This is a genomic window from Pseudomarimonas arenosa (assembly GCF_014841215.1).
GTDB lineage: Bacteria > Pseudomonadota > Gammaproteobacteria > Xanthomonadales > Xanthomonadaceae > Pseudomarimonas > Pseudomarimonas arenosa.
In genome coordinates this window covers 179,401-189,830 of the sequence record NZ_JACYTR010000004.1, presented here as the reverse complement: position 1 = coordinate 189,830, position 10,430 = coordinate 179,401, and the positions used below count along the sequence as shown (strand labels likewise).

At 63.2% G+C, this 10,430-nt stretch carries 10 protein-coding genes; 2 read left to right on the top strand and 8 right to left on the bottom strand.

The annotated features are described in order from the left end of the window. Positions 1–120: 120 nt before the first annotated feature. From IFO71_RS03630 to IFO71_RS03600, 7 genes are all read right to left on the bottom strand, one after another. Complete coding sequence (locus tag IFO71_RS03630; RefSeq protein ID WP_192028163.1) at positions 121–1,767, bottom strand: acyl-CoA dehydrogenase family protein; 1,647 nt, start codon at positions 1,765–1,767, stop codon at positions 121–123. Positions 1,768–2,020: 253 nt separating this feature from the next. Continuing rightward, positions 2,021–2,803: an S-methyl-5'-thioinosine phosphorylase gene (locus IFO71_RS03625; protein ID WP_192028162.1), complete on the bottom strand. Its 783-nt coding sequence runs from the start codon at positions 2,801–2,803 to the stop codon at positions 2,021–2,023. A gap of 9 nt (positions 2,804–2,812) precedes the next feature. Continuing rightward, entirely contained in the window at positions 2,813–3,373 is a 561-nt protein-coding gene (locus IFO71_RS03620; protein WP_192028161.1) for a hypoxanthine-guanine phosphoribosyltransferase, read from the bottom strand. Further along, positions 3,370–4,371: a beta-N-acetylhexosaminidase gene (gene nagZ, locus IFO71_RS03615; protein WP_192028160.1), complete on the bottom strand. Its 1,002-nt coding sequence runs from the start codon at positions 4,369–4,371 to the stop codon at positions 3,370–3,372. The genes IFO71_RS03620 and nagZ overlap by 4 nt, the downstream gene beginning before the upstream one ends. After that, the gene (locus IFO71_RS03610) at positions 4,365–4,856 is read right to left on the bottom strand and encodes a CYTH domain-containing protein (RefSeq protein WP_192028159.1); all 492 of its coding nucleotides are present in this window, start codon (positions 4,854–4,856) and stop codon (positions 4,365–4,367) included. Before IFO71_RS03610 ends, nagZ begins: the two co-directional genes overlap by 7 nt. A gap of 27 nt (positions 4,857–4,883) precedes the next feature. Beyond that, positions 4,884–6,188: a 23S rRNA (uracil(1939)-C(5))-methyltransferase RlmD gene (gene rlmD, locus IFO71_RS03605; protein WP_225444337.1), complete on the bottom strand. Its 1,305-nt coding sequence runs from the start codon at positions 6,186–6,188 to the stop codon at positions 4,884–4,886. Between the two features lie 228 nt (positions 6,189–6,416). Then, the gene (locus IFO71_RS03600; protein ID WP_225444336.1) at positions 6,417–7,013 is read right to left on the bottom strand and encodes a YdbL family probable chaperone protein; all 597 of its coding nucleotides are present in this window, start codon (positions 7,011–7,013) and stop codon (positions 6,417–6,419) included. 145 nt (positions 7,014–7,158) lie between these two features. On the opposite strand from IFO71_RS03600, the gene IFO71_RS03595 reads away from it, so the two are divergent. Beyond that, positions 7,159–7,323, top strand: a complete 165-nt coding sequence (locus tag IFO71_RS03595; RefSeq protein WP_192028157.1) for a hypothetical protein — start codon at positions 7,159–7,161, stop codon at positions 7,321–7,323. 112 nt (positions 7,324–7,435) lie between these two features. Here IFO71_RS03595 and IFO71_RS03590 read toward each other — a convergent pair whose 3' ends face one another. Further along, a complete protein-coding gene (locus tag IFO71_RS03590; protein WP_192028156.1) occupies positions 7,436–9,478 on the bottom strand; it encodes an intermembrane phospholipid transport YdbH family protein in 2,043 nt (680 codons plus the stop codon). A gap of 261 nt (positions 9,479–9,739) precedes the next feature. Between IFO71_RS03590 and IFO71_RS03585 the strand changes: the two genes are divergently transcribed. Beyond that, a complete protein-coding gene (locus IFO71_RS03585) occupies positions 9,740–10,429 on the top strand; it encodes a response regulator (protein ID WP_332309303.1) in 690 nt (229 codons plus the stop codon). Position 10,430 lies beyond the last annotated feature (1 nt).

Genomic DNA, 10,430 nt, shown 5'->3' with positions numbered 1-10,430 from the left:
TGAGGGCCGTGCCAGCGCCGAAAGATCGCGAACACTCTGTTATCTCAACACCATCGGTCGAAACTCTCGCCCCGCTTGGAATTGCCGGATCTTTCGGCGCGACCTCATGAAATATCCGGGCTAAGCAAAATCCGGCAGGGCGCTATCGATCATGCGCTCTCGGCTCAAGCCGTTCGGCAGCACGCCAAAACTGCGCCCGCCTTCGCCGCCGAGCCGGGTACGACAGAACGCATCGGCGCTGTCGCGGTCCGCCAGCCTTAACATCAAGCTTGCCTGCAGGCCCAGCGCCAGATGTTCAGTCAGGCGACGGGCCGAGGCCTGCGCCTGCTCGGGATCCCGCTTCGCCTCGTCCAGCTGCTGACCGAGGGCCCGGCAATGCAGATCGAACGCAGGATGCTCTCCCGCCGCTGCGGCCAACTCATTCTGCAACGCCTCCACCACACCGGCCTCACGGGTGAGAGCGCGCAATACATCAAGGCACTGAATATTGCCGCAGCCTTCCCAGATCGAGTTCAGTGGCGATTCGCGAAACAGCCTGGGCAAGATTGACTCCTCGACATAGCCAGCACCGCCCAGGCATTCCTGCGCCTCGTTTACCGTTACCGGCGCCCGCTTGCAGATCCAGTACTTGCCGATCGCTGTGGCTACCCGGGCCAACGCGGCCTGCCCGGCATCGCGAGGCGCGGCGTCGACAGCGGCGGCAACACGCATTGCCAGTTGCGTGTGCGCCTCCGATTCCAAGGCCAGATCGGCCAGCACGCTGCGCATCAGGGAATGGTCACCCAGCACATGTCCGAAAGCGCGACGATGGCGCGAATGATGTATCGCCTCCACCAGCGCACGGCGCATTTCCGCCGCTGAGCCGAGCATGCAATCGAGCCGGGTCAGGGACACCATCTCCAGGATGGTCCCTACACCACGACCTTCATCGCCCAGACGATAGGCTGTGGCCGCGGCAAACTCGACCTCACTGGAAGCATTGGCCCAATTGCCCAGCTTGTCTTTCAGACGCTGAATGCGGATCGCGTTGCGCGCACCGTTGGGTCGCCAGCGCGGCAACAGGAAGCAGGTCAGACCGGCCTCGGCCTGGGCCAGCACCAGGAAGGCATCGCACATCGGGGCCGAAAAGAACCACTTGTGCCCAGTCAACTCATACCAGCCCTCGCCGATCGACTCGGCGCGCGTGCTGTTGGCTCGCACATCGGAGCCACCCTGCTTCTCCGTCATGCCCATGCCGAGCGTGATGCCGGTCTTCTCCAACGCCGGCCGGTCTTCACCTTCGTACTTGAGTGAAACTGCGCGTTCGAGAAACGGCGCCACCGCCGCGCCTCCGGCACGCAGCACCGGAATGCCGGCGAAGGTCATGGTCAACGGACAGCTGGTGCCGGCCTCCGCCTGATGGTGCAGATAGCTCAGGGCCGCGCGCACCACATGGCCACCGGGCTCGGGGCTAATCCAGGCGTGGCTGTGCACGCCATGCTCTACCGCGGCACGCATCAGCTGATGGTAGGCAGGGTGAAACTCGACCTGATCGATCCGATGACCAAAGCGGTCATGGGTGCGCAGCACAGGTTTGTAGCGGTTGGCGAGAAAGCCGGCCTCGCTCAGCTCACCACCACACAGTTTGCCGTAGGACTGCAAAACATCGAGTTTGGCGGTCGGCGCGTAACGCGCCACTGCCTCGCGCAACACCGGATCGGCCAGCCAGAAATCAAGCGGCAGCAGCTCGGGAACCTGGTTACTTACCTCGTGGGTAACAAACGACATACTCGACCCTGCTGGTGACCGGCGTTACGCACAGTGTCGAGGCTAGCGGGGATCAGGTCCAGCTTCGGTATTGATTCATCCGTGCCGGACCTTAGGGAAAGTCTGAATAAGTCCATCCTGGACTTACTCAGACGCGCCGAATCCGGCACAGGTCCGGACTCGGCTCACGCTGATCAACAACGTACGTTGTTGATCGCGGCGGTGCATCCGTGCACCGCAGGAATCTCTGAACTTGTTCAGAGATTCCCTTAGCTCAAGACTGCAGCAAGGCGGCAAACAGCGCCGGGAGTCGATCGGTCACTGCCGCCACATTGGCCAGCACTTCATCCATGGTGATCGCTACCGCGGACTCGCCGGCCGGATCGCATCCCGCCGCCCAGTTGGCGACGATGGCCAGGCAGGCATAGTCGAGCCCCAGCTCGCGCGCCAGGGCGGCCTCGGGCATACCCGTCATGCCTACCAGATCGCAACCGTCTCGCAACATCCTCGCCACCTCGGCGCGAGTTTCCAGGCGCGGCCCCTGGGTGACGCCAAGACAGCCGCCGCGCTCCAGCGCGATGCCGGTAGCCGAGGCAGCGTCGATAATGCACTGACGCAACGATGCGCTATAAGGCTGATCGAACTCGATGTGCTGCACCGGCGTACCGGCTTCCTCACAATAGGTGCTGATCCGGCCCCAGGTATAGTCGATCAGCTGATCAGGCACACCCAGCGCCTGCGGCCCGAACGCTGGGGTAATGCCACCCACGGTATTCAGTGCAAGCACGCGCTGCACACCGAGTTGATGCAGGGCCCAAAGATTGGCCCGGTAGTTCACCTTGTGCGGCGGCACGCCATGCGACTCGCCATGCCGGGCCAGAAATGCGATCTGCCTGCCATGCCATTCACCACGCCGAATCGGCGCTGACGTCGCGCCGTAGGGTGTGTCCACCACGACCGCTTCGAGCTCGCCGAGACCGGGCATTCGATAGAGCCCGGTGCCACCGATTACAGCCAGGTCAACGCTCCCGGCCTTGCCTGCCACTGCTGCGCTCATGCTGTCACCTCAACGCAAGGCGTACACGGCAGGCAGATTGCGGCCTTGCTCGTAGTAGTCCATGCCATAACCGAACACATAGCGATCGGGCACCTCCAGCCCGTAGTAGTCAGGCTCAAGCCCCTCCACTGCCCTGCCGTGACGCTTCCAGCACATCACCGCAAGTTTCACCGAGCGAACATCCCTTGACTGACACCAGTGGCGAACCTCGAGCAGGGTTGGGCCTTCATCCAGAATATCGTCGAGAAGCAACACGTCCTTGTCGCGCAGATCGATGCTCGGTTCACGCAGCCAGACCAGACCCGAACCCTGGGTATTGCCGCGATAGCGTGTGGCGTGCAGGTAGTCGAACTCGGCATCGAATTCGAGCTCGAGACTGAGGCGGGCGGCGAACCAGAGCCCGCCGTTCATGATGGTGAGCACGGTAGGCCGCCGACCCTGGTAGTCGCGGCTGATTTCGCCGGCCATTCTCACAATCGCCGACTCAACCGTGGCGCGGTCATGCACCAGATCCGAGTTCTTCAGCGCATCGGCCAGTGGCTTGTCCTTGGCGGTGGGCTTGTGACTCATGCCAGACTCCCTTGTGTGTCATTGAGTGATGCAAGCTGCTGTCGCGCCATCGCCTGGCGTTTCGCCACCAGCGCGGTATCGCTACCCTCGGCCCTGCCCTGCAAGGCGCTCACCACATGCAGATTGACTGTGGCCTCCGGCGGCATCGCGGCCAGGGATTCGGCCACCAGGGCCGGCGGGCAGACCAGCACCAGATCACAACCGGCATCGAAATGCGCCTTCAGCCGGGCGGCTATACCGCCGGCAGACTCAGCGGCCGCCATCCCGATATCGTCGCTGATCACCACGCCGTCAAAGCCCAGCTGCTTACGCAGGACGTCCTGGATCCAGCGGCGCGAGTACCCAGCAGGCTCCTCCGCCACGGCAGGATAGCTGACATGGGCCATCATTACCGCCTCAGCGCCGGCCTGCATGCCACGCAGGAAGGGCAGCAGGTCCTCGTTCATCAATTGGTCCAAGGGCCGCGGATCGACAGCAGCATCGAAATGGGTGTCTTCAAGAACCGAGCCGTGACCTGGGAAGTGCTTCAGGGTGGCGGCCATGCCGGCCTGATGCATGCCGCCGATATAGGCCTCGGCCAGCTCCGCCACCGCGCTCGGCAGCTGGTGCAGGGCGCGGTCGCCGATCGCGCGATTGCCGCGGCCCAGGTCAACCACCGGCGCGAAGCTGAGATCGATACCGATTTCACGCATTTCACTGGCCATCAACCAGCCATGTTCTCGAGCCAGGCTCGTGGCGTCATCCATGGCGCCCACCCTCTGCAGCGCCGGCAGCGCGAAGAAACCATCCTTGAAGCGCTGAACACGGCCGCCCTCCTGATCGACGCAGACCAGCATCGACCGCGGACACGCGGCGCGCAGTTCCTGGATCAGGCCAATGACCTGCTCACGCGAGCTGAAATTGCGCGTGAACAGGATCACTCCGGCCACCGCTGGATGCTTCAGCCACTCTCGTTCCTGCGCCAGCAGTTCGGTGCCACTGATGCCAATAATCAGCATGGTCCCAGCTTCTCCTCGTCGCTCCACTGTTGGAAGGGTCGGCGACTCAATTCATTGTTGTAGTAACGCCGCTGTTCGGTGACCTCGGCCCCCAACCATGCGGGTCGCGCAAATGCCTGATCCGCCGCGACCAGCTCGATCTCGGCCACACACAGGCCTTGATTGGCACCGTGGAACTCGTCCAGCTCCCAGGTGTTGCCCTGAAATTCGATGTAGTGACGGGTCTTGTCGATGGCCCCGGGCAACACCAGTCCGGCCATGATCTGCTCGGCATCAGACAGGGGAATCGAGTACTCGAATTCCTGCCGGGTGTGGCCCTGTTCTCGTGACTTGATATTGAGAAATGCCTGGTCCCCCACGATGCGCACCCGCACCGATGCACGTTCACCGCCCAGGTAGGCCTGTGACATGCGCGCACTGCGCACTACGGCGCCGCGCCAGCTATCATTGGCGAGAAGGAACTTGCGTTCTATTTCCAGTGCCATCAGCGCATCTCGCCTGCGTAGCGCAAATCAGCCACGCTCAAACACCGCGATGCTCTCGACGTGCGCGGTGTGCGGAAACATGTCCATTACCCCGGCCTGCTTGAGCCGAAATCCGTGATCGCGAAGCAGAATTCCTGCATCGCGCGCCAGACTGCCAGGGTGGCAGGACACATAGACGATGCGCTCGATCTGCTGCAGGGGCAACTGCACGATGATGCCGTCGGCGCCGGTGCGGGGCGGGTCTAGCAAGAGGCGATCGTAGTCGCCGCGCAACCAGTCCACGCCGGCCAGCGGCTTGGACAGATCGGCCACGTGGAACTCGGCGTTATCGATCCCGTTGCGAGCCGCGTTGTCACGCGCACGCTGCACCAACCCCGCCTCGCCCTCGACACCGACCACCCGGGCTACTCTTCGTGCCAGTGGCAGGGTGAAATTGCCCAGACCGCAGAACAGATCCAATACCCGGTGTTGCGGCGCCAGCTGCAGTAGATCGAGCGCCAGCGCGATCATTTTCTGGTTCATCGAGCCGTTGACCTGGACGAAATCCAGCGGCTGGAACTCGATGTTCAGGTCGTAGTCGAGCAGTGAAAAGCCGAGGGCAGCGCCGCCCTTGTGCAGCGGATGGACCGAATCCACGCCGCCGGGCTGGAGCCAGATGGCAAACCCATGCTGCTGGCCAAACTGTGACAGACGCTCGCGGTCCGCCGAGTTGAGCGGCTCGAGGTGTCGGAATACCAGCACCGTCTGCTGGTCGGCCGCCGCCACCTCGATCTGCGGAATCTTTTCCCGCGCGTCGAGCTGCTCGATCATTCGCGCCAGGGGCTCGATGCGCTCGCCCACCTCGCGCACCAGTACCCGGCACTCGCCAAGATCAGCGATGAAGCGTGGATCGGCAGACTCGCGAAAGCCCACCAGCACACGCTCCTTCTTGCGCACGTACTTGACTCCAAGCCGCGCCTTGCGCCGATAGTGCCAGCGATCTGCGGTGAGCGGCTGCAGCCAGCTCTCGCACTGCACGTGACCGATACGCTCGAAGTTTTCCGCCAGCACTTTCTGCTTGGCGATGATCTGTGCCTCAGGTGCCAGATGCTGCAATGCGCATCCACCACAGTAGCCGAAGTGCGGACACTCCGGCGCCACGCGGTCTGCAGAAGGATGCAGCACCTCCAGCGTCCGCGCTTCGTCGAAACTGCGCTTGCGCCCGATGCGTTCGGCGCGTACCCGTTCGCCGGGCAGGGCGCCAGAAACAAACACGGCCTTGCCATCCAGACGGCCAACGCCGCGGCCATCGTGACTCAGGTCGACGATTTCAATCTCAATCTGCGGTTTCAATGCGCGCGGATACAAAGGTGAGGGCCGCGAATTGTCGCAGATTCAGGCCCGACAGGCTGCCCACCTTCGTGGCAACGGTGCGCAGGAACCACCGCCGCTGCCAAAGCCGCAAGGCAGACGCGCAAGTGCTTGATTTTTGGAATCCATCGACGAACGCATGGATCGTGGCGCAACCCGCTCGCCGAGCCTGTCGCCGCAGGCTCGGCCAAGGCGGGCCTGCCGCGCAGGCTACTTCTGCTTCCAGCTGCCGTCCGCCGCCTGATACCACCAGCCGCTGCGTGCGCTTTGAATCCACTGCCGAGCGAAGGTATCGCGAATCTGCCCTTCCCACTCCGGATGTCCATTGGCCACCGCGATTTCGCGATACACGGCATTGCGATCGCGATTGTCCTCGGCCACCAGTTGGCTCAATCCGGCACGCTGCTTTAGCGGCACCGCCGCCGCATCACGCACCACGATCAGCCCGTCGTTGCCGAAACCCAGTGCCCCGGCGTCGAACAATCCCGAAAGCTGAGATTGGAAGCGCTCAGCCATTCGATCCTGGATCGCCTGGATGGCCGGCGTGCGCAAGCTGATGTCAGCTTGCTGCGCATGCGCATCGGCAATGAAGAACGACAACAGGCCAAGCCCGGGCGCTGCGCCCTTGTCATCCTTGGCCGGGGCCTGCTTCGGTGTGTCGCTGGCGTTCTCGCCGATCACCTTGTCGACGAACTCGCGCGCCGCCTGCTCCGCTTCCGCGGCGGGAAAGTAAACATTGATCGTAACGCAGGCCGACACGACCACCAGCAGGCCCAGCACTCCCACAACCAATAGTTTGCGCAACATCCTGATCTCCCTGATTGGCCGACTGACCCTCAGCTGCGAGACTATCAGACGCGCAGCCACCTGAACGAGTGATTATTTGACTGGCCAATTGATGTTTCGATTGGCCGGCTGAATAATGCAGCCCATCGGCTTGGAGGGTAACGTCATGGCCCGCAAGCAGCAGCAGAAGCGCGCATTACGGGTGCTGTATCGCGATTGTGCGGGCATCGACATCGGTGCCAGCGTTCATTGGGTGGCGATTGATCCGGCGCTCGATGCCCAGCCGACCCGGTCGTTTGGGGTCAACACGATCAGATGGCGGATTGGCTAGTCGAGCGTGGCGTGCGTCAGGCCGCAGGGCGTTCTGACGGCTGCTAGGACTTGAAGCCGAACAGGATGTTCAAACTTGAAGTTGCCGAATCAATAAAGACCCGCGCCAGGACTCAGCCAGCCTCGCCAATGACAACCCCGCGTTCAACCGCTCGTTGCAGGCGCTTTAGCAGGACCGGCCAGTCGACCCGGCGCTGAAAACCCTTGACCGTGATCCTCGGCAGTCCGGCACCCTCGACCACCACATACCCATTGCCATCGTCCTCCACGCCGCCCATTTCACAGACATCGTTGACCAGTCGGCAACTCAGGCCCAACTGCTTGTAGGCAAAGCTCTCGAATACTTTCAGCACCTGCTGTTGCAGTCCAGCGATGATGCCGCCGCCGACCGACGACAGATCCTGCACCGCACGCTGACTGATGCGCCTCCTGCCCTTGTAGTCGGGGTCGCTGAACAGACGCGCATCGAAGGCTACCGGCGCCCAATCCAGCATGCGCAGGCCGCGAATGCTGCCGTCCAGCCGCCCACTGATCTCGCCAAAGCCAAATGCAGAGGTCAATGGGCCAAGATCAAGATCATTGAGTTCGATGTCGGCGGCAAAGGCCGGCGCCACGCCAAACGGTCGCTCCATTGCCAGATGGCCCAAGCGCACCTGACCATTGAACACACCAACTTGAATGTCGCCATCGATCGACAGCTGGTCCTGGCCGTAGCGTGCGACCGGCAGGTCGGCTGACAGCGTACCGGGTAAGGCCGGCCAGCCAAACTGGGTGCTCAGTGGCCCCAGACTCACTGACTGCAGCACCAGCCCCAGCTCAATGTCGCGTTGCAGCGGATCGAGTCGGAACGGAAACAGGCTGACCCGCCCGCCATGCAAACTCATTTGCAGCGGCGCCTGCAAGCGCCAGTCACCGTCGTCAGTCAGCAGTTGCACCCGACCGGGCCCCAGAGCCAGGCCCCAGGTCGAAAGTGCCTGCCATTGCAGTTCGCTGGTCAGACCCGGCTCTCGCGAATGCCAGTGCAGCTCGCCCTGCAACTTGTCGAGTTCGACCGGCGGCTGGGTGGCCGCCAGGCTGACCTGATCAAAGCGCGCGCTGAACGCCAGCGGCGAATCGCCGACGCCGCTGGCCGATAGCTCCACAGCCCCGGCAAGCGCTGTGTCACGCCAACCGAGGGTAGCCAGTGGAGACTCCAGATAGCGCGTCAGGGCAGACGCCAGATCGGGCGACGACAGACTGAGCTGCCAGGGCCAGTGGGTCCAGGCCTCGGTGTCAGTGCTTTGCAAGCTGAGTTGCAGACGGTGACCAAATGGGTCGCCGGCGCCGAGCTGCCATTTCCAGACGCCGCCTGGGTGCGGTTGCGCCGCAAGTCTGACACGGCTGCCGGGTTCGAACGCGGTGTACAGGGAGTTCCAAAGGCCCTCGCCTGCGGCGATTTCAGCCTCGAATTGCATCGATTTCACGGCTTCGAGACCGTGCCATTGGACGCTGCCCTGCAGCGTGACGTCGGCCAGGGCCACGCTGCCGGCTTCGGCATCAAGACTGAGCCGGTTGACCGATAGCTCGCCGCTGCCGACCTGCTCCTGCCAACGCCAGCGCAGCGCTCCATCGACCGAGCCTGTCAGCGACTGCAAGCTGGGCCACCACTCAGCCATGATCGGACGCAGCAGGTCCACCGCGATGCTGCGCCATTGCAGCTCGACACTTTCTTTCTCCACACCAAGCCGCAGCTGACGGACACCCTCCTTCCACTGCAGCCTGGGCGATTCGCTGTGACGGTACTCAAGCTGTCCCAGGCGGCGTCCTTTCCAGGTCAGCGGACCGCTGCAGCCAGGCTGATTCGCTGCGCTGGAGTTCGTGTCGAGCATGCATCGCCAGGCGAAGCCGCCGATGGATTCATCGTCGCGGTACAAGGCGTCGGCCTTCAGGCGAAATTCGGCCCGCGACTCAGGCGGTGAAAGCCGCCACTCGACTTGCAGGCCATCGATCCGCCAGGACTGATACTGCCAGCGGTCGACTGATAGGCGCAGGCCAGCTGAGGCCTGCGTGGCCTCCACGGACGCTGCAGCCTGCACGACGGCGTCGGCACTGAGGGCGCCATCGGCTGATCCAACCAGCAGAGCACAGACGGCCGCGAATCGAAACCCGTATGTCATCAAGCTGGTTCTCATGACACGAGGATACTCGCCGGAGCTGAATCAAGCTGCTGAGACTCATTTCAGCAGCGCCAACAACGGCTCGCTCGGCACGCAAGCACGCACGTGCTTGATTTCCGACAAAGGTGGCTTGGCTATGCCGTGGCCGCTTGCGCTGAAAATCTCCAGAGCCTGCCGCGGACTTGATCCGGGGAGGGAGGTACTTCAGCAGCCGGCAGAAGTGTGCCATGGTGACATCCCGCTTCCATCCGCGAGTGCAGGGTGCCGGAACACCATCTTCTCATCGTTGAAGACGAGCCGGTGAGCGCTCAGTTCATGCGCGAGGCATTGAGCGGACTGGCGGTTTGTCAGGTCTGCCCCTCGATGGCGGCTGCTCTGGCAGCGACCGCCACAAGGCCGTTCTGCGCCGCCATCGTCGACTGCCAATTGGCCGACGGCGCGGCATTGAGCCGCCTACCGCAGCTGCTGGCCCAGCTGGGTGACACTGCAGCGCTGTGGATGACCAGCGCCGAATGGCATGAAGACAAGCAGCGCGCCTATCTGGCAGCGGGCGCAACTGCCTGTTGGCGCAAACCGATTTCCGCCCGAGAACTGCGCGCACAGGTATCCAGCTGGCTCAAGAATGACCGCATGGCGCCTTCGCTGTGGAATGATCAGACCGCGATGAAACGCCTCGGCGCCGACCTCAAGCAGGTCGAAGCCTTGCGCCGGATGATGCAGAACGAACTGCCGACCCAGCTGGCAAGGATCAGAACGGCGCGCGACTGCGGAGACACCGCCTGCATCCGGGAGGAGTTGCATCGCTTGCGCGCCGCCTGCGGCTTCTGCGGCGCCGACGCGCTTGCCGCCAGCATCGCCCGTTGGTCCAGTGATCCGCAACCGGCGTCCCTGGACGCCGTGCTCAGCGCCGCGCAAAGCCTGCTGCAGATCGACCAACCGGCCAAACAGTGAC